This is a genomic window from Pararhizobium sp. O133, from assembly GCF_051669845.1.
In the GTDB taxonomy this organism is placed as follows: domain Bacteria; phylum Pseudomonadota; class Alphaproteobacteria; order Rhizobiales; family Rhizobiaceae; genus Pararhizobium.
Genome location: NZ_CP196426.1, coordinates 432,372 through 451,690, shown reverse-complemented (window position 1 = coordinate 451,690; position 19,319 = coordinate 432,372). Strand labels below are relative to the sequence as shown.

Here is a 19,319-nt window from a genome sequence, read left to right as displayed (position 1 = left end):
GACCAATAAAGAAAATGCGTGGAGGAAGAACATGAGCGTAGAGACCACAACGGAAACCGCACCGGTGCCGAAAAAGGGCATGAATATTCTGTTCGGGCTCACCCTGCTCGGCCTGCTCCTGTTCCTCTGGCTGCTTCTCGGCCTCTCGACCAACGCGTTCTGGACCTCCAACAATATCAGCAACCTGCTGCGGCAGGGGTCGATGACGGCGATCTTGGCGGTTGGCCAGACCTTTGTCATCATCACCGCCGGCATCGACCTGTCGGTCGGCGCGGTCGTCGGTTTTTCCAGCGTCACGGTTGCCTGGCTGCTGCAGCATGGTGTGCCGCTCTGGCCGGCCATGGCGATTACACTTCTGATCGGCGCCCTCATCGGCGCCTTCCATGCCTTCGGCATCGTCCGCATGGGCCTGCCGGCCTTCATCATCACGCTGGCGACACTGACATCGCTGCGCGGCATCGGCCTTCTGATCACCAACGGCTCGACGATTTCCATCAACGATGAAAGCTTCACCAACTTTTCCCGCGCCGATTTCCTCGGCATTCCCAGCCTGTTCTGGATGGTGCTTGTGGTCGCGGTGCCGGCCTATGTCTTCCTGCATCTGAGCCGCTGGGGTCGTTATCTCTTCGCCGTCGGTTCCAACAGCGAAGCGGCGCGTCTTTCGGGCGTCAACGTCAACCGGACGATTTATCTCGCCTATATCCTGTCCTCGACCTGCGCCGCCTTCGTCGGCCTGCTGCTCGCCTCGCGCATCGGCATCGGTAACGCAACGCAGGCGGAAGGCTGGGAACTGCAGGCGATCGCATCGTCGGTCATCGGCGGCACCAGCCTGTTCGGCGCGGTCGGGTCGGTGCATGGACCGCTGCTCGGCGCTTTCATCCTCGCGACCATCAACAATGGCGCCAACCTGCTCAACGTCAACGCCTTCGTACAACGCATCATCACCGGCGTGCTGATTATCGTGATCGTCTATTTCGACCAGTTGCGCCGGCGCGGCGCGCGCTGACGGTCCACATTGTCCGGCCGGAATCCGGCTTCCGATCTCGAACTGTCTGCCTATTGCAAGGAGCTGCCGGCCATGAAAGCGGCGATCTGCCCGGAACCCGGGCGCCTGGAACTCATCGACAGGACCACACCGGGCGCGCCGCCGAAAGGCTGGGCACGGCTCTCGGTGAGCCATGTCGGCATTTGCGGCACCGATTACCATATTTTCGAGGGCAAGCATCCCTATCTCGAATATCCTCGGGTGATGGGACACGAAATTTCGGCCACGGTGGTCGAGCCCGGCGAGGGCGTTTCGCTGGCGGCCGGAACCCCGGTCATCGTCAACCCCTATCTCTCCTGCGGCTCATGCATTGCCTGCCGCAAGGAAAAGCCCAACTGCTGCACGGCGATCAAGGTTCTGGGTGTGCATACGGATGGCGCCTTCTGCGAGGAAATCCTGGTGCCGGAGAACAACCTTTATCCGGCTGGAGACCTGTCGCTGGAATCGGCCGCGACCGTCGAATTCCTCGCCATCGGCGCCCACGCTGTGCGCCGGTCGCTGGCGCCTGCCGGATCGCGTGCGCTGGTCATCGGCGCCGGTCCGATCGGGCTGGGCACGGCCTTGTTTTCCCGGATTGCCGGTCACACGGTGACGCTGCTCGATGCCAGCGCGGAGCGGCTGGAGATGGCGGCTGATCGACTGGGCTTTGCGGATGGTATCCTGGCCGGTGACGCAGCAATGGAAGCTGTGCTGTCGGCAACCGGCGGCGACGGGTTCGACGTGGTCTTCGACGCGACCGGCCATGGTGGTTCGATGGAAAAGTCCTTCGCATTTGTTGCCCATGGCGGTTGCCTCGTCTTCGTCAGCGTCGTCAAGGACGATATCCGCTTTTCCGATCCGGAATTCCACAAGCGGGAAATGATGCTGGTCGGCAGCCGCAATGCGACGCGACAGGATTTCGAGCATGTGGCAGCCTCGATCCGTGCCGGTCATGTGCCGGTCGGCTCACTCATCACCCACCGTACGACGCTCGATGGTGTCGTCGCCGACCTGCCGCGCTGGGCACATGAAAAGACCGGGCTGATCAAGGCGGTGGTCAAGATATCGCCATGATGCGGATCGACGCGCACCAGCACTATTGGAGCCTCGGGCGCGGCCACAACGACTGGCCGCCGCCGGAACTTTCGGCGATTTTCCGCGATTTCACGCCGGACGATCTTCGCCCGTTGATCGAAGCCGCTGGCATAACCAAGACCATTCTGGTCCAGGCTGCGCCCAATGCGGCGGAAACGGCCTTCCTGCTCGATATCGCGGCGCGCGAGGAAACGGTTGCAGCCGTCGTCGGCTGGGTGGATGTCTGGTCTGCAAATGCGCGCGATGACCTTGTCCGGCTGAAGCAGCATTCGAAATTCCGCGGCATCCGGCCAATGCTGCAGGGGATGGCCGACACGGCCTGTATCCTCCAGCCCGAGGCCATCCGCACGCTGGAGGCGCTGCCGGCGCTCGACCTGCGGTTCGATGCGTTGATTCAACCGCGCCACCTGCCTGTGATCGCGGCGCTCGCCGACCGCCTGCCGGATTTGTCGATTGTTGTGGACCACGGGGCGAAGCCGTTCATCGCCAGCGGCATTCTGGAGCCATGGTCCGCCGACATGGCGGCGCTGGCAAAGCGGCCGAATGTCTGCGTCAAGCTGTCGGGCCTGGTGACGGAGGCAGATGCCGGATGGTCGGTCTCCGGGTTGAAACCCTATGTTTTGCATTTGCTCGATGTTTTCGGACCAGAGCGCATGATGTTCGGCAGCGATTGGCCGGTCGTTGACCTCGATGCGAGTTATGCCGGCTGGTGGGAAGCGGCAAACGCACTGCTCTCGCATCTGCATGAATCAGGGCGCGAGGCCGTGTTTGGCGCCACCGCCGCGCGATTCTATTCCATCGACGCTTGACGGCAGCCTCGGGCAAGCGCCTTTACCTAGTATCAAACCCTTCCTGGGCGGGATGCCGGCAGGCCCCTTGCCAAGCCGGACATGCGGCATATTTATTGCGTTGCACAAGAAAACTGCTAGTGTCCGGCGGCTGCGGGAAAGAACAAGAGAGCAGTGTTGCGTCCGGTGGGAGCGGCGTTGTCGTCTAGGGTAACAAGGAGAGCGCTTCCGATGTTCTACCAGCTATACGAATTCAATCATGCGATGATGGCGCCGTGGCGTGCAGCGGCCGATGCCATGCGGCTTGCCTACGCCAATCCGCTCAATCCCATCGCGCACACCTATATGGGTCGCGCGGCTGCTGCCGGCCTCGAAGTTTTCGAGCGCACCACGCGCCGCTACGGCAAGCCGGAATTCGGCCTGCCCGAGACGCTGGTCGATGGCGTCGCCGTGCCGGTCCAGGAGCGGATTGTCTGGCGATCGCCCTTCTGCAATCTCATCCATTTCGAGCGCGCAGTGCCGAAAAGCCGGGCCGCCGATCCGAAGGTGCTGATCGTCGCGCCGATGTCCGGGCATTATGCGACGCTCCTGCGTGGCACTGTCGAGGCGCTGATGCCGCAGTCGGATATCTATATCACCGACTGGATCGACGCGCGCACCGTGCCGCTGACCGAGGGCACGTTCGATCTTGACGATTACATCGATTATGTCATCAACATGCTGCATTTCCTCGGCCCCGACACGCATGTGATCGCCGTCTGTCAGCCGGCCGTTCCGGTCCTGGCCGCCGTCGCCATCATGGAGGCCAATGACGATCCGTTGTCGCCGTCCTCCATGACGCTGATGGGCGGACCGATCGACACGCGGATCAATCCGACGGCGGTCAACCAGCTCGCCAAGGACAAGCCGCTCGAATGGTTCCGCGACAATGTCGTCATGCCGGTGCCGTTTCCGCAGGCCGGCTTCATGCGTCCGGTCTATCCGGGCTTCCTGCAGCTTTCCGGTTTCATGTCGATGAACCTCGACCGCCACCTGACGGCGACGAAGGATTTCTTCGAGCATCTCGTCAAGAACGATGGCGATGCCGCCGAAAAGCACCGCGATTTCTATGATGAATATATGGCGGTGATGGACCTGACGGCGGAATTTTACCTGCAGACGGTCGAAGTCGTGTTCATGAAACACGCGCTGCCGAAGGGCGAGATGATGCATCGCGGCCAGAAGGTGGATACGACAGCGATCCGCAAGGTGGCGCTGCTGACGGTCGAAGGCGAGAACGACGATATTTCCGGCGTCGGCCAGACAAAGGCGGCGCAGACGATCTGCACCAACATCCCCGACAACATGCGCCTGCACTACATGCAGCCGGATGTCGGCCATTACGGGGTGTTCAACGGATCGCGTTTCCGCCGCGAAATCGCCCCGCGCATCCTCGCCTTCCATCGCCAGCATGCCCGCAGCGCCAAGCCGGTTCGCCGGGTGATCAAGGGCGGCAAGTCCGCCTGACGACCTGACAACTATCGATTTCATCGATCGATATCAGTGGCTTGCCGGAATTTGCAGATAATTGTCTTGCAGACCGGCAGGCCTCTTCCCATCTCGTAATAAGCGGGCCCAAAGGAGAGGCCCACTTTGAACGAGGACTTCTCAACATGAACCAATCTGCATTGATCCGTCCTGACTGGACGCCCGCGACCATTGCCATGATGGTGCTCGGTTTTGTGGTTTTCTGGCCGCTCGGCCTGGCCATGCTGGCCTATATCCTGTTCGGCGAACGGCTGAAGGGTTTCAAGAAGGACGCCAACGCTACCGTTGACGGCTTCTGCTCGTCCTTCAAGCGCAAGAGCCACGGCTTTGGCCGCTCAAGCTTCGGCACCGGCAATGTCGCCTTCGACGACTGGCGCGATGCCGAACTCGCCCGTCTGGACGAGGAACGCCGCAAGCTCGACGAAATGCGCGAGCAGTTCGACGAATATGTCCGCGAGCTTCGCCGTGCCAAGGACCAGGAAGATTTCGACCGCTTCATGCGCGATCGCAATTCCGGCGGTTCGGTCCCGGGCTTTCCGGCCAATTGATTAGCTGATCGCCCGGATCAGCCTGACAACAAGAACCGGTATCCTCGCGATGCCGGTTTTTCTTTTTGATGGTCCGACCGCAAAGCCTTGCGGATCATGCGTTCTTCAAACGAATCGGTTATCAAGTCCTCATGTTCTCCCTGCTTCGAAAGCCGCGTCAGCCCAAATCGCCGCCACCGCCGGTGACGCGGACGATCGACGTCGCCGGAAAGGTGATGCCGCTGACCATTCGCCAGAATGCGCGGGCGACCCGGATGACGCTGCGCATCGAGCCCGGCGGCCGGGCCTTGAAAATGACCATTCCGGCCGGATTGCCCGAGCGCGAGATCAATGCCTTTCTCGATCGCCATCAGGGCTGGCTGATGACCAAGCTTGCCCGGTTTTCCGGCGAGAGCGTGCTGGAGGAGGGTGGAACGATCCTTCTGCGCGGCGTCGCGCACCGGATCGAGCGGACGGGAAAACTACGGGGCCTGACGGAAGCGGTCGTCATCGATGACGAAGCCGTGCTGCGCGTCAGCGGCGCCGAGGAACACCTGCGCCGGCGCATCGCGGATTTCCTGAAAAAGGAGGCCCGCGCGGATCTGGAGCGGCTGGTGGCTTTTCATGCCCGAAAGGTCGGCCGCAAAGTCAAGTCATTGAGTTTCAAGGATACCCGCAGCCGCTGGGGATCCTGTGCGGCCGACGGCGCCCTGAGCTTTTCCTGGCGCATCGTCATGGCGCCCCCCAAGGTGATCGACTATCTCGCCGCCCATGAAGTGGCGCATCTGCGCGAGATGAACCACGGCCCGGATTTCTGGGATCTCTGCGAGGAACTCTGCCCGGCCATGGACGATGCCAAGCGCTGGCTGAAGCGCAACGGCACCATGCTGCACGCCATCGATTTCGACTGATCGAAATCAGCGCCGATACTGGTTGCCCAGTGCTTCGCGGATCTTTTCGTCCGTCTTGTACTGGCTGAGCGCATAGACCGACCAGAGCGCCGCCGGTATCCAGCCGATCAGCGTGACTTGCAGGATCAGGCAGATGATCCCGGCGATCGGGCGGCCGATGGTAAAAAACTGCAGCCAGGGCAGGATGATGGCGAGTATCAGGCGCATGGACGTCTCCGTGTTTGTCTCCCCGATATAGGAAGTCGCCCTGGCAGTACAATTGTTCAGAGCGTGTACGGGATGCGGACGGAAGGGGAACCGAGCCCGAAATCTTTCGTGTTTCGCGTGACCAACAACATGTGGTGGGCTTCTGCGGAAGCTTCGATAATGGCGTCAGGCAGCTTGATGCGTCGTTTCCGTCGCAGAATGACTGCGAGGTCTGCAATCGCTGGCGAGAGTTCAATCAGAATGAAGCTTGCGAGGAACGCCCGCGTCGGAGCTTGAACATCCTCACTGGCGCCGGCCATGACTTCCATCCACGAAATGATGCTGATGGCGCGTTCCTCATAAAGAGCGAGTTCATGACGCGCCTGCGGAATACTATTCAGGTAGTCAATCAGGATGTTGGTATCGAATAAAGCCTTCACCATTCGTCCCGGACTTTCTCCTGAAAGGCCAGTCCGTCGATGCCGCTGCCACTCCAGAGTCCAAAAGCTTCGTCACTCTCTTTTCTGTGACGGCGCATGATATACTCGTCGATCGCCGCCCGGATAATCGCAGCACGAGACAGGTTTTCAGCCTTTGCGATATCCTCCAGAGACTGTACCTGCAATTTGGTGATGTCGATTAGCGTTCTCATGGCACACCTATTATATATCGATATATGATATCATTTGTTTCCTCCCTTGTCACGCGCCATTCCCGAAAGCCCGCTTCTGTCGGTTTTAAGCTCGACTCGGACGACGTTTCGTGGCAGGTCGCTGTGCATGAAAACGGAAGTCAAAATTTGCGGATTGAAGACCGCCGAGGCTGTCGACAAGGCGGTTGCGCTGGGTGCGAGCCATACGGGCTTCATCTTCTTTCCGAAAAGCCCCCGCAATATCGAGCCTGACGACGCCGGACGGTTGGCCGAGCGTATTCGCGGCAGGGCGAAGATCGTTGCGGTGACCGTCGATGCCGATAGCGATGTGCTCGACGAGATCGTCTCGGCGCTGTCTCCCGACATGCTGCAGCTGCATGGCAATGAGAGCCCGGAGCGGGTCCTGACCGTCAAGGCGGTCTATGGCCTGCCGGTGATCAAGGCCCTGTCGATCCGCGATGCCGACGACCTGCGCCGGATCGAGCCCTATATCGGCATTGCCGACCGGTTCCTGTTCGACGCCAAGCCACCGAAGGGCTCGGAACTGCCGGGCGGCAACGGCGTGTCTTTCGACTGGCGGCTGCTCGATACGCTTGACGACAGCGTGGATTACATGCTTTCCGGTGGCTTGAATGCCGATAATGTCGGTGAGGCGCTGGCGCTGACGGGCGCCAAGGCGGTCGATACCTCGTCCGGCGTCGAAAGCGCACCGGGCGTCAAGGATCTGAAGCGCATGGAAGAATTCTTCGATGCCATTGCCCGCGCCGAAGCGGACATGGCAGAGACGGTATTGGCAGGGAGAAGCACGTGAACGAGACACCAACCCCGAATTCGTTCAAGACGGGTCCCGACGAAGACGGCCGTTTCGGCATTTTCGGCGGCCGCTTCGTCGCCGAAACCCTGATGCCACTGATCCTCGATCTGCAGGACGAGTGGAACAAGGCCAAGACCGATCCGGAATTCCAGGCGGAACTCAAGGATCTCGGTGCGCACTATATCGGCCGCCCGAGCCCGCTTTATTTCGCCGAACGCCTGACCGAGCATCTCGGCGGCGCCAAGATTTATTTCAAGCGCGAAGAGCTGAACCATACCGGTTCGCACAAGATCAACAATTGCATCGGCCAGATTCTGCTCGCCAAGCGCATGGGCAAGACCCGCATCATCGCCGAGACCGGTGCCGGCCAGCATGGCGTTGCCTCAGCAACCGTCGCCGCCCGCTTCGGCCTTCCCTGCGTCGTCTACATGGGCGCCACCGACGTCCAGCGCCAGGCGCCGAACGTGTTCCGCATGAAGCTGCTGGGCGCTGAAGTGAAGCCGGTGACGGCGGGCTCCGGCACGCTGAAGGACGCGATGAACGAAGCCCTTCGCGACTGGGTCACCAATGTCGACGACACCTATTACCTGATCGGCACCGCAGCCGGTCCGCACCCGTATCCGGAAATGGTGCGCGACTTCCAGGCGGTGATCGGCACCGAGGCGAAGCAGCAGATGCTGGAGGCCGAAGGCCGCCTGCCGGATCTGGTTATCGCTGCTGTCGGCGGCGGATCGAATGCGATCGGCATCTTCCATCCGTTCCTCGACGATGAATCGGTGAAGATCGTCGGCGTCGAGGCCGGCGGCAGGGGCCTAGACGGCGAGGAACATTGCGCCTCGATCACCGCCGGAACGCCGGGCGTCCTGCATGGCAACCGCACCTACCTGCTGCAGGATGGCGACGGCCAGATCAAGGAAGGCCATTCGATTTCGGCCGGCCTCGATTATCCCGGCATCGGCCCTGAACATTCCTGGCTCGCCGATATCGGCCGTGTCGAATATGTGCCGATCATGGACCATGAAGCGCTGGAAGCCTTCCAGACGCTCACCCGTCTCGAAGGCATCATTCCGGCGCTCGAGGCGGCGCATGGTATTGCCGAAGTGATCAAGCGCGCGCCAAAGATGGGCAAGGACGAGATCATCCTGATGAACCTGTCCGGCCGCGGCGACAAGGACATTTTCACGGTCGGCAAGATTCTCGGTATGGAGCTTTAAGAGCATGACCGCACGCATGGACAAACGATTTGCCGATCTGGCCGTCGAAGGCCGCCCGGCGCTTGTCACCTATTTCATGGGCGGAGACCCGGATTTCGAAACTTCGGTCGCCATCATGAAGGCGTTGCCGAAGGCGGGATCCGACGTGATCGAACTCGGCATGCCGTTTTCAGACCCGATGGCCGACGGACCGGCCATCCAGCTGGCCGGTCAGCGGGCGCTGAAGGGCGGCCAGACATTGGCCAAGACGCTCGAAATTGCCCGCCGTTTCCGCGAAGACGATCAGGACACGCCAATCGTGCTGATGGGCTACTACAATCCGATCTACATCTACGGCGTTGAGCGGTTTCTCGATGACGCACTGTCTTCCGGTATTGACGGCCTGATCGTCGTCGATCTGCCGCCGGAAATGGATGATGAACTGTGCATTCCGGCCTTGAAGAAGGACGTCAACTTCATCCGGCTGGCGACACCGACCACGGATAACAAGCGTTTGCCGAAGGTGCTCGAAAATACCTCCGGTTTCGTCTATTATGTCTCGATGAACGGCATTACCGGATCGGCGCTTCCCGATCCCAGCCTTATCGGCGGCGCCGTGCAGCGCATCAAGGATCACACGAAACTTCCGGTCTGCGTCGGCTTCGGCGTCAAGACCGCGGACCATGCAAAAGCCATCGGTGCATCCGCCGATGGTGTCGTCGTCGGCACCGCCATCGTCAATCAGGTAGCGTCCAGCCTGACGGAAGACGGCCAGTCGACCGGGGCGACGGTGCCGGGCGTGGAAACGCTGGTTCGCGCCCTTTCCGCCGGTGTTCGTTCCGCAAGACTTGTTGCGGCCGAATAATTGCCCATTTTATAGGGCAGAGCGGTCCTAGACATTCAGGAGTTTGGATTTGAACTGGATCACCAATTACGTTCGCCCGAAGATCAACTCGATGCTCGGCCGCCGGGAAGTTCCGGATAATCTCTGGATCAAGTGCCCGGAAACCGGCGAGATGGTGTTTCATCGCGATCTCGAAGAAAACAAATGGGTCATTCCCGCATCCGGCTTCCATATGAAGATGCCGGCCAAGGCGCGGTTGAAGGACCTGTTCGATGACGGCGTCTACGAGGCTCTGCCGCAGCCGAAGGTGGCGCAGGACCCGCTGAAGTTTCGCGATTCCAAGAAATATGTCGACCGCCTGCGCGACAGCCGGGCAAAGACCGACCTGGAAGACACGATCGTTGCCGGTCTGGGCCGTTGCCGTGGCGTCAAGCTGGTCGGCGTCGTTCACGAGTTCAATTTCATGGGCGGTTCGCTCGGCATTGCCGCCGGTGAGGCGATCATCAAGGCCTTCGAAAAGGCGATTGCGGAAAAGTGCCCGCTGGTCATCTTCCCGGCTTCGGGCGGCGCCCGCATGCAAGAAGGCATCCTGTCGCTGATGCAGCTGCCGCGCACGACGGTCGCGGTGCAGATGCTCAAGGAAGCCGGTCTTCCCTATGTCGTCGTCCTCACCAACCCGACCACCGGCGGCGTCACGGCCTCCTACGCCATGCTGGGCGATCTGCATCTGGCCGAGCCTGGTGCTGAAATCTGCTTCGCCGGCAAGCGCGTCATCGAGCAGACCATCCGCGAAAAGCTGCCGGAAGGCTTCCAGACGTCGGAATACCTGATGGAACACGGCATGGTCGACATGGTCGTGAAGCGTCACGACATTCCCGATACGCTGGCCCGCGTCCTGAAAATCCTGATGAAGAAACCGGTCAGCGCCGCCAAGCTCAATGGGGCAACGGCAACCGCAGCTATTCCGCTCGCGGCTGCAGCCAGTATCTGAAACTATCCGCACCCCGTTCGTTCAGACGGGGTGCCGTTCGAGACAGGAGCGCTCCCGGGCCGCCCGATGGGCGTTTGACCACTGCATAATTCCTTAAATCGGAATCGATTTAAGGATAAAATTATGCAGCATCTTTAAAGTATTACAGCGACCTTTGCGCGTCATGTTTGACGCGCGGCGCTGTAGTGGCTTGCAGGAGCGATGATGTCGACAATCAACGTCACCGAGGCGGGACAGGAGATCGACAAGCTCCTGGCGCTTCATCCCAAGGGTTTCGATCTCTCGCTCGACCGGATCACCCGGCTTCTGGATCGTCTCGGCAATCCTCAGGAGCGGCTGCCACCCGTCATCCATGTGGCCGGCACCAACGGCAAGGGTTCCGTCACCGCATTTTCCCGCGCGATCCTCGAAGCGTCCGGCCTCAGTGTTCACGTCCATACCTCGCCACATCTCGTCAACTGGCATGAGCGCTACCGTCTCGGTAAGAAGGGTGGCCGTGGAGCATTGGTGGGCGACGCGGTCCTGGCGGATGCCGTGCGGCGGGTGGCGGAAGCCAATGCGGGCGAGAAGATCACCGTCTTTGAAATCCTGACCGCCGTTACCTTCGTGCTGTTTGCCGAGCATCCGGCCGATGTGGCGATCATCGAGGTCGGTCTCGGCGGCCGCTTCGATGCGACCAATGTCATCAAGACACCGGCCGTCTCCGTCATTATGCCGATCTCGCTCGATCATCAGGCCTATCTCGGCGATAGGGTGGAACTGATCGCCGCCGAAAAAGCAGGGATCATGAAGCACGGCTGCCCGGTCGTGATCGGCCACCAGGAAGAAGATGCGGCGCGGGATGTCCTCATCTCCATCGCCGAACGCTTGGCCTGCCCGCTGACCATCTATGGGCAGGATTTCATGGCACATGAGGAATTCGGGCGGCTGGTCTATCAGGACGAGTTCGGCCTTGCAGACCTGCCGCTGCCGCGTCTGCCGGGGCGTCATCAATACGGCAATGCCGCTGCCGCCATCCGTGCGGTCAAGGCGGCCGGTTTCGACCTGACGGACGGCGCCATCGAGACGGGTCTCGTCAATGTCGAATGGCCGGGCCGGCTCCAGCGGCTGACCGAGGGCAAGCTGGCAACGCTCGGGCCGAAGGGCGCGGAAATCTGGGTCGATGGCGGCCACAATCCGGGCGCCGGACAGGTGATCGCCGAAACCATGGCCAATCTGGAAGAGCGCGATCCGCGCCCGCTGATCCTGATCATCGGCATGATCAACACCAAGGATCCGATCGGTTATTTCAACGCGTTCAAGGGGCTGGCCGAACAGGTCTTCACCGTGCCGATCCGCGCATCGGATGCCGGGATCGATGCCGTGGCGCTGGCCGATGATGCGGCATCGGCGGGGTTCGAAACCGCCGCGGTCTCCACCGTCGCCGAAGCGCTTGGCATGATCGCCGAAATTTTCGTCAACGAGCCGGTGCCGCCGCGAATCCTGATCGGCGGATCGCTCTATCTGGTCGGCGACGTCCTGGCGGATAACGGCACGCCGCCGAAATAACGGACTTTTATTATGCAACAAAAAGCCCGGTTTCCCGGGCTTTTTTCATGTTACCTGCAAACTGATTTACGCGGCTGCGTTGGAAATCCAGGTCGTCAGGGCCGTCTTCGGCGCGGCGCCAACCTTGATGTCGGCCACTTCGCCGGCCTTGAACATGGCAAGCGTCGGGATCGAGCGCACGCCATACTGGGCGGCGATTTCCGGGTTCTCGTCGATGTTGACCTTGGCGACCTTGACCTTGCCGGCCATTTCAATGGAAATTTCTTCCAGGCTCGGAGCGATCATCTTGCACGGGCCGCACCATTCGGCCCAGAAATCGACGATGACGGGCTCGACGGCATTCAGGACTTCGTCCTGAAAATTGGAAGTATCGACTTTTACGGTAGCCATAGGCTGCTCCTTGGTTTCGAAATCGGCGTTCTTCGAACGGTTGTCCATCATGTGATGGCTGAGCGTCAGCTTTTCAATGTTTTCCTATCTCACTTTGTCGCGAGGTCTACAAGACTTGCGTCGAGCATCTCCCGCGGCAATGTCAGAACGGTCGGGCCTTCGGTGTAGATCAGCACGCATTGAAACTGGTGATCGGGATAAAGTGGTGCCAGCAGTGCGCGGTAAATGGCGAGCTGCGCCCGGTAGACGAAGGGAACGTCCGCGACCGAGGCGGGGATTTCGCGGTTTGTCTTGAAGTCGGCGATGACCACCGTGTTGCCTGATACGGCCAGCCGGTCGATCCGCCCCGAGACGGCAAAGTCCCGCTTTCCAAGCGTCAGCGTGCCCATCACCGAGACCTCCGCGCGGCTCGTCTCGGAGAACAGGTCACGGAGATCGCCGTGGCCCATGACGTTCAGCACCGAGGTGATCAGCGCCTGCCGTTCCGCTTCCGGCCAGCGCGGCACGGACCGGATCAGGTAACGCTCGGCGGCAGCACGGCGCTCCTCCGGTGCGATCGATGGCAGGACTTGCAGGAAGCGATGCAGGATCGCGCCGCGCAGCAGCGATGTACCGGGGCCGGCTTTTCGGGAAAACAATGCCGAGCCGACGATGCCGCCGGTCTCGTCCTCGTCGATGATGACGCCCGCCCCCGACGGGCTGAGCGGGCGCGGCAGATGACGTTGCGGCGGCAGGGGGATCGAAAGGGCGGAGGGCAGGTCCGGGCGGTGGATATTGGCCTCTTCCTTGATTTCCTGCGTTTTCAAGTCGCGGCTCACGGCGGAAACCTGCCATCGATAGCCCGTCCATTCCTGGTCGCTGGTCGCAAAGGTCACCGGCGTGCTGCGGCCGCGCTCATCGACCGACAGGCTCGCGGTCACCATGGCGTGCCAGCTTTCGGGATTGGCGCGTTTGCCCTGATAGCCGCAGACGATCAGCCGGTCGGCGGCCCGTGTCATGCCGACATAGAGCAGGCGGCGATATTCTTCCTCGGCCGCGGTCTTGAGCTCGGCGGTATCCGCGTCGATCAGCGCGTTGGACGCTGCACCCGGTGGTCGCCAGACCGGCAGCGGGATCGTGTCATGATGGTCGTCCTTCCGGATCATGCGCAGGCCGGACACGTGCTGCGAATTGAAGGCCTTGCCGCCACCATCGACTAGGAAGACGACAGGTGCTTCCAGGCCCTTGGCCGCATGGACGGTCATGATGCGGACTTCGTTGCGTTCCTTGTCCTGCTCGCGCTTGACGGTCGGCGCTTCCATTTCAAGACCTGAAATGAAGGCCTGCAGGCCGGGAAGCCCGTTCTTTTCATGGTCGAGCGCGAAGGTCAGGAACTCGTCGAGGATGTCGCTGACCTCGCTGCCGAGCCGGCCGAGAAAAGCCGCGCGGCCGCCGTCATGGCCAAGGATGCCGGCATAGAAATCATGCACTGGCAACGTGCGCGACACGGCGCGGTAACGCTGCAGCCCGGCGAGCGCCGGATAGTAGCGGCTTGTCTCTTCGCTGCCGAGTTCGTTCAGGCGCTGCCACAGGCTGACCGAGGCGGGACGCCCCGCCGCCAGTTCGGCAATGTCGTCTTCGCAGAGATTGAACAGCGGGCTCTTCAGCAGGGCAGCGAGCGACAGGTCGTCCTGCGGCAGGAGAACGAAGCGGCCGAGCGCCATCAGGTCCTGCACGGCGATATGGTTGGTCAGCACCAGCCGGTCGGCGCCGGCGACGGGAATGTTGCGGCGGGTTTTCAGCGCCCGTGTCAGGGCATTGACGAAGGCATCGCGCTTACGCACCAGCACGATGACATCGCCCGGCTGCATTGGCCGCCGGACGCCTTTTTCAATCACGGTTTCCCGGCCGATCCAGTCGGCGAGCACGGCGGCGATTCGCTGGGCGAGAATGTTGGCCGGCGCATCCTCGGGCGTGGCGTCGAAAGGTGCCGTCCAGTCATCCTCGTGAATGCTGTCTGCCGGCGCGATCGCATCCCATACCTCGACCAGGCCGGGATGGCCGATACGGTTGGAGGCATGAACGACGGCGTCGCTGCGGGCGCTCAGGCCCTTGGCGTGGACGGGGTTTTCGAACACGGTATCGACGGCGGAAAGCACGTCTTCCGTCGAGCGGAAGGACAATTGCAGGCGGATCGGGCTGAAGGCCTTGCCGCCATTGATCACCCGCCGCTCGGTCTCGATGCTCTCGTTGGAAAAGCGCTCCGGCCGGGCACCCTGGAAGGAATAGATCGACTGCTTCTCGTCGCCGACGGCAAACATGGTGCGGTTGCCGCCACGTGCGGTTTCGCCGGAAAAGAAATCCTCCGCCAGCGACTGGATGATGGTCCATTGGACCGGACTGGTATCCTGCGCCTCGTCGACGAGGATGTGGTCGATGCCCTGGTCGAGCTTGTAATGGATCCAGCGGCTGACATCGCCGCGCACCAGGAGCGTCGCCGTTCGGTTGATCAGGTCGTCGAAATCCAGCTGGCTGCGGCTTTTTTTGATGTCCTCGTAATCGCTGTTCAACCGGTCGGCGAGCACCAGCGCGGCCTTCGTCGCCTCGAACATGGCAATCACGTTGAGTCGGTCGGTGGCGGCGATCATGTGATCGCGGGCGGCAAAGACCAGATCCTCCAGATCCGGCGCCTTGTCGCGCATCGACTTGGAGAGAAAGGCAGAATCGGCACGCGGCTTTCCGGTCCCGGTGAAGAAGAGATCGACCAGTGCATTGTAACGCTGCAACGGATCGTGGAGCTTGGCGACGACCCGCAGGCCCTCGGCGAATTCGGTGACTTTCACACCACCGGCCGAAAGTGCCACACCGATATAGCGCTCCAGACCCGCACCGTTCAGTCCTGGCAAAGGCCAGAATCCGGCTAATGATGTTTCGTGCGTCTCGTCCGGCCGCAGACCGAGTGCTGCCCGCAAGGCGGGATCGATGCCGCCCTTGCGCGCCGCGTCATCAAGAAAGAGCTGGATCGGGGTGCGCTGCTCGACGATTGCCGACAGCAATTTTTCAAGTCCCGTGTCGTCGGCGAGATCGAGCACGGTGGCGAAGGCTTCGGTGAGTTCGCGGTCGTCCTCGCTCGCGGTCGCCGTGAGGAGCGCGCGGCGGGCGTCGGCGAGAAGCGTCGCGGATGCCCGGTCATCCAGAACGGAGAAATGGCCGGCGACATTGGCCTCCAGCGGAAACTGATGCAGCAGAGCCTCGCAGAAGGCGTGGATCGTCTGGATTTTCAGCCCGCCCGGCGTTTCCAATGCGCGGGCAAACAGACGCCGTGCTTCCTGCCGCTTGAGAAGATCAGGCCGCTGCCCCTCGATCGCGGCGATGCGGTCATCGAGCGTGTCGTCATCGAGCGTCACCCATTCGGCCAGGCGCTCGAAGACGCGGTTCGACATTTCAGACGCCGCCGCCTTCGTGTAGGTGAGGCACAGGATCGCCGACGGACGGCAGCCGGACAGCAGAAGCCGAATGACGCGCTGGGTGAGGACATGGGTCTTGCCGGAACCGGCATTGGCCGACACCCAAGCCGAACGGGCGGGATCGGACGCCAGCGCCTGCTTGGCCGAGGTCCAGTCCAGCCAGCCTTCAGGCGTGGGGTCGAGGGGGCCGAAATCGTCATCCCTCATTGGCATCGTCCTCCCCATCCGCCGTTGCCCATTCGGCAACCCGGGCGAGATGGTCGTACTCGCCGCCGTAATCCCGTTCCTTCTGGACGATCAGCCGCGAGGCAAAGCCGTATTTCCCGCTCATCAGGGCGGCGAGAAGGCCGGTTAGTTCCTTCAGTGAATCCTCGGCCAGCTGGTCGGCCGATTTGGTTTCGACATTGGCGCGGGCCTTGGCATGTTCGTTGTTGACCTCTTGGACCGCAAATCGTTCGCCGGGTTTCAGCCTGACATAGAGCAGGGATAACGGATGCCGGGTACCGGCCCTTTCAAAGGCACCAGCCTTCAGGGCGGCGGCCTCGAGCGCCAGCTGCGGATCGAGAAGGGCGCGGGCCTCGTTGACCGAAGGGCTCGATCCGGTCTTGTAATCGACGATCACGGCGCTGCCGTCGCCAAGGATATCGATCCGGTCGGCAATCCCGGTCAGCTTGATATCGGAAACGCCAAGCTCCATCGACGCATAGAGTTCGGTGAAACTCTTGCGCACGTCCTGCTGCCGGCCAGCCTCCCAGTCGATGAAGGCCTTGCCGACGGCGGCGAAGCGCGGGCGCCAGACGATATCGATATGGGCGGGCAGGGCCTGCTCGTCGAAGGCTTCGTTGAGAATCCGGCTCATTTCCGTCTGTGCCTGCGGTGAACTCGCATCCAGCCCGGCGCGCACGAAGCGCTCGACGATCTTGTGATAGAGCGTGCCGCGCTCGGCCGCCCCCGGATCGCGGTTGAATGGGTCGATCGGCTGCAGCCGCAGGATTCGGCGGGCGTAGACGGCATAGGGGTCGCGCCGCAGCCGGGTCACCTCGCTGAAGGAATAGCTGCGTGGCTGCTGCTCGGCAGGCGGTTTCGGCTCTGGCCGCTTGGCAAGAGATTGATTGACGCCAAGGTCCAGCATGCCCGCCCATAACTGGTAATCCCGACCGTTGTCGCGCAGGCGGGCAGCAAAATCATTGCCGCCGACGGCAAGCAAGCGCTGCAGCCAGCGGGAGGCGACGGTCGGCGTCGCGCCCTTGCGCATGGCGCGGGTGAGAATCAGCCGGCGGGTGCCGCAGGCCATCTGGAAGTCATGGGCAAGCTGGCCGATGCGCCGTTCGGGCGGCTCGAGCCCCATGGTCGTCTTCATGGCCCGCGACAGGAAGGGATCGTTGGCCGATTGTCCCGGCCAGGTTCCTTCGTTCAAACCACCGAGAACGACGAGATCGACGCTCTGTAGTCGCGATTCCAGCGCACCAAAGATGAACACGCGCGGATGGCGCATGGCGCGCGGCTTGATCGCCTCGCTGGCCGACAGCGCTTCGACGATATCGCTCCATTGCGGTCCATCGGCGGTCAGCTGACCATCGGTATCGATGACGGCGCGCAGCAGGTTCGCCAGTGCTTCGCCGGCTTCACCGGACCAGAGCCCGGCTAGGCTGCTGTTCTCGTCCACGGCCACCGCCTCCAGGGCCAGCCCGGTTTTCTCCGCCCATTCCGACAGCGTCAGCGCGGCGGTGAGGCCGCGCCCGGTCCGGTGATGGCGCACCAGCATGCCGGCCAGCGGCTCGACCGCGGCGGCGATCCGCCGGGCGAGATCGCGCGCCTGTTCGATCGCCTGTTCATCAAACTGGCCGCGCCATTCCGGCAAATGTTTCTTGCCGACCTCGCGGCGAAGCGCCTGGTCAAGCAGCACTTCCAGCTCGGATATGTCGGCGCTGCCTGTGCCGCCGCGAAGCGCCATCAGTTCCAGCGTCGTTGCCGCCCGGTTCATCGAGCCTGAGTCGAGTCCGAAGCGGGCGAGCGGGTGCTTCAGAAGAGCGGTGATCGCAACGGGATCGCCCGGCCGAAGGCTGGCTTCGAGCAGGAGGCGCACGAGGCTGCCAGGCCCGGTCGCGGACAGCGGTGTGCCGGCGGAATCGTCGGCCTCGATGCCGAAACGCAGGAGTTCACTCGCCACCCGGCGGGCGAGATCGCGGTCAGGTGTGATCAGCGCCGCCTGGCTCTCCTCGCTGTCCTGCAGGGCGAGTCTCAGCGCAATGGCGATCGCGGTCGCTTCCTCGCGCTCGTTGGCCATCTCGATCAGCGCGGCATCGGCAAAGGCCTCCGTCAGCCGGGCGAGATCGACATCGTTGCGCAGGCTCGTCCATCCGCTGGTCGCCTGCACCGGCAGCAGTGCATGCGAGATCAGTTCGGCGCGATAGGCGAGGTCGAAAGCACCGGTGCCGAGGGCCACGACCTCGTGACGGGCAATGCCCATGGTCTTCAGGAGGCGGAAGAAGCCGTATTGCGGATGGCTGCGACTGGCCGAATCGCCGAAGCCGGTGACCGCCTCCGGCGCGATCATCGCCCATTCGGCGTCGCTCATCGTCTGGTCGAGACCGGGGAGAACGATGGTTCCGTTTTCGAGTTTCTGCACGGCGGCGATCAGTTTGGCCGTCGCGGGAATGGAACCGGTCGAACCGGCGATGATGATCGGCCCGCTGACCTTGCCGCCGGCGATGCGATGCGCCTCGGCCTCGAGAATGGCGTTGCGGTGGCGGGATGGCGAGGATTGCTTCAGTTCCTCCAACCGTTCCGGCCAATAGGTGCTGGCGATCTTGAGGAACGCCGATGTCAGCTGCCACCAGAGCGCGTGGTCGCCGTCCTCGAGCTTTTCCAGCGCTTCCCAGCCAAGCTCTTCCGTCTCCATCGCATCAATGATGTCGGAGAGATTGCGCGCCAGCCAGATTGCGTCGGCGGGGCTCGCCGGCGCGATCAGCGGGCTTTCGGAATGCACGTCGAGCACGGCTTTCGGCAGCTGGTTGCGCCAGGCAAGGACCAGCCGGCCAAGCTCGATCAGTCGCGCGACATTGGGCAGCGGCGGGGCGAGATCGAGGATCGCCGGAATTTCGGCATCGAAGAAGCCGCTATCGTCATCGGTTTCGCCGAGCGCGCGGATCATCGGCAGGATCGCCGAGCGCCCGCCCAGGCAATCGACCAGTTCCGAGCGCAGCACGCGGGCCGATCGCCGTGTCGGCACGAAGATGGTGACGCCTGCCAGCGACAGCGGATCGGCCGTATCGTAGCGGAAGCCGGGAATGAGCGCGCCGGAACACAGTTTCTCGACCAGCGTCCGCAGGAAAGGCAGACCCGGCGGGATGGTGAAGACGTTTGAGACAGCGTCTGTCACG

Annotated in this window: 17 protein-coding genes; 11 read left to right on the top strand and 6 right to left on the bottom strand. The window is 62.2% G+C overall.

Annotation, left to right across the window (positions count from 1 at the left end; all coding sequences use genetic code 11):
- Nucleotides 1-31: 31 nt before the first annotated feature.
- The 6 genes from ACST81_RS02130 to ACST81_RS02105 all read left to right on the top strand — a co-directional run bounded on the left by ACST81_RS02130 (nucleotide 32) and on the right by ACST81_RS02105 (nucleotide 5,872).
- A complete protein-coding gene (locus ACST81_RS02130; protein WP_438751158.1) occupies nucleotides 32-1,006 on the top strand; it encodes an ABC transporter permease in 975 nt (324 codons plus the stop codon).
- 72 nt (nucleotides 1,007-1,078) lie between these two features.
- Nucleotides 1,079-2,098: a zinc-binding alcohol dehydrogenase family protein gene (locus ACST81_RS02125; protein ID WP_438751157.1), complete on the top strand. Its 1,020-nt coding sequence runs from the start codon at nucleotides 1,079-1,081 to the stop codon at nucleotides 2,096-2,098.
- Entirely contained in the window at nucleotides 2,095-2,928 is an 834-nt protein-coding gene (locus tag ACST81_RS02120) for an amidohydrolase family protein (RefSeq protein WP_438751156.1), read from the top strand. Before ACST81_RS02125 ends, ACST81_RS02120 begins: the two co-directional genes overlap by 4 nt.
- Nucleotides 2,929-3,138: 210 nt before the next feature.
- A complete protein-coding gene (phaZ, locus tag ACST81_RS02115; protein WP_438751155.1) occupies nucleotides 3,139-4,413 on the top strand; it encodes a polyhydroxyalkanoate depolymerase in 1,275 nt (424 codons plus the stop codon).
- Between the two features lie 146 nt (nucleotides 4,414-4,559).
- Nucleotides 4,560-4,982, top strand: coding sequence for a DUF2852 domain-containing protein (locus ACST81_RS02110; RefSeq protein WP_438751154.1), 423 nt, complete (start codon nucleotides 4,560-4,562; stop codon nucleotides 4,980-4,982).
- 131 nt (nucleotides 4,983-5,113) lie between these two features.
- Nucleotides 5,114-5,872: a M48 family metallopeptidase gene (locus tag ACST81_RS02105; RefSeq protein WP_438751153.1), complete on the top strand. Its 759-nt coding sequence runs from the start codon at nucleotides 5,114-5,116 to the stop codon at nucleotides 5,870-5,872.
- A 6-nt stretch (nucleotides 5,873-5,878) separates the two neighbouring features.
- On the opposite strand, the gene ACST81_RS02100 is transcribed toward ACST81_RS02105, so the two are convergent.
- Genes ACST81_RS02100 through ACST81_RS02090 form a run of 3 tightly spaced genes read right to left on the bottom strand, consistent with a single transcriptional unit; the run spans nucleotide 5,879 to nucleotide 6,710 of the window.
- Nucleotides 5,879-6,079 carry a YqaE/Pmp3 family membrane protein gene (locus ACST81_RS02100; RefSeq protein WP_438751152.1) on the bottom strand — a complete coding sequence of 67 codons (201 nt, stop codon included), beginning with the start codon at nucleotides 6,077-6,079 and terminating at the stop codon, nucleotides 5,879-5,881.
- 56 nt (nucleotides 6,080-6,135) lie between these two features.
- Entirely contained in the window at nucleotides 6,136-6,501 is a 366-nt protein-coding gene (locus ACST81_RS02095) for a type II toxin-antitoxin system VapC family toxin (protein WP_438751151.1), read from the bottom strand.
- Complete coding sequence (locus tag ACST81_RS02090) at nucleotides 6,495-6,710, bottom strand: ribbon-helix-helix protein, CopG family (protein ID WP_438751150.1); 216 nt, start codon at nucleotides 6,708-6,710, stop codon at nucleotides 6,495-6,497. Before ACST81_RS02090 ends, ACST81_RS02095 begins: the two co-directional genes overlap by 7 nt.
- Before the next feature lie 127 nt (nucleotides 6,711-6,837).
- Here ACST81_RS02090 and ACST81_RS02085 point away from each other — a divergent pair, with 127 nt between their 5' ends.
- The 5 genes from ACST81_RS02085 (at nucleotide 6,838) to ACST81_RS02065 (ending at nucleotide 12,100) form a co-directional block, all read left to right on the top strand.
- Complete coding sequence (locus tag ACST81_RS02085; protein WP_438751149.1) at nucleotides 6,838-7,521, top strand: phosphoribosylanthranilate isomerase; 684 nt, start codon at nucleotides 6,838-6,840, stop codon at nucleotides 7,519-7,521.
- On the top strand, nucleotides 7,518-8,738 hold the full coding sequence (gene trpB, locus ACST81_RS02080; protein ID WP_438751147.1) for a tryptophan synthase subunit beta: 1,221 nt from the start codon (nucleotides 7,518-7,520) through the stop codon (nucleotides 8,736-8,738). Before ACST81_RS02085 ends, trpB begins: the two co-directional genes overlap by 4 nt.
- Before the next feature lie 4 nt (nucleotides 8,739-8,742).
- On the top strand, nucleotides 8,743-9,582 hold the full coding sequence (trpA, locus tag ACST81_RS02075; RefSeq protein WP_438751146.1) for a tryptophan synthase subunit alpha: 840 nt from the start codon (nucleotides 8,743-8,745) through the stop codon (nucleotides 9,580-9,582).
- Between the two features lie 49 nt (nucleotides 9,583-9,631).
- A complete protein-coding gene (gene accD / locus ACST81_RS02070; protein ID WP_438751145.1) occupies nucleotides 9,632-10,552 on the top strand; it encodes an acetyl-CoA carboxylase, carboxyltransferase subunit beta in 921 nt (306 codons plus the stop codon).
- 201 nt (nucleotides 10,553-10,753) lie between these two features.
- Nucleotides 10,754-12,100: a bifunctional folylpolyglutamate synthase/dihydrofolate synthase gene (locus ACST81_RS02065; RefSeq protein WP_438751144.1), complete on the top strand. Its 1,347-nt coding sequence runs from the start codon at nucleotides 10,754-10,756 to the stop codon at nucleotides 12,098-12,100.
- A gap of 66 nt (nucleotides 12,101-12,166) precedes the next feature.
- Here ACST81_RS02065 and trxA read toward each other — a convergent pair whose 3' ends face one another.
- The 3 genes from trxA to addB form a co-directional block, all read right to left on the bottom strand.
- Nucleotides 12,167-12,490, bottom strand: a complete 324-nt coding sequence (gene trxA, locus ACST81_RS02060) for a thioredoxin (protein WP_438751143.1) — start codon at nucleotides 12,488-12,490, stop codon at nucleotides 12,167-12,169.
- A gap of 89 nt (nucleotides 12,491-12,579) precedes the next feature.
- The gene (gene addA / locus ACST81_RS02055; protein ID WP_438753331.1) at nucleotides 12,580-16,143 is read right to left on the bottom strand and encodes a double-strand break repair helicase AddA; all 3,564 of its coding nucleotides are present in this window, start codon (nucleotides 16,141-16,143) and stop codon (nucleotides 12,580-12,582) included.
- Nucleotides 16,133-19,318, bottom strand: a complete 3,186-nt coding sequence (addB, locus tag ACST81_RS02050) for a double-strand break repair protein AddB (RefSeq protein ID WP_438751142.1) — start codon at nucleotides 19,316-19,318, stop codon at nucleotides 16,133-16,135. The genes addA and addB overlap by 11 nt, the downstream gene beginning before the upstream one ends.
- Nucleotide 19,319 lies beyond the last annotated feature (1 nt).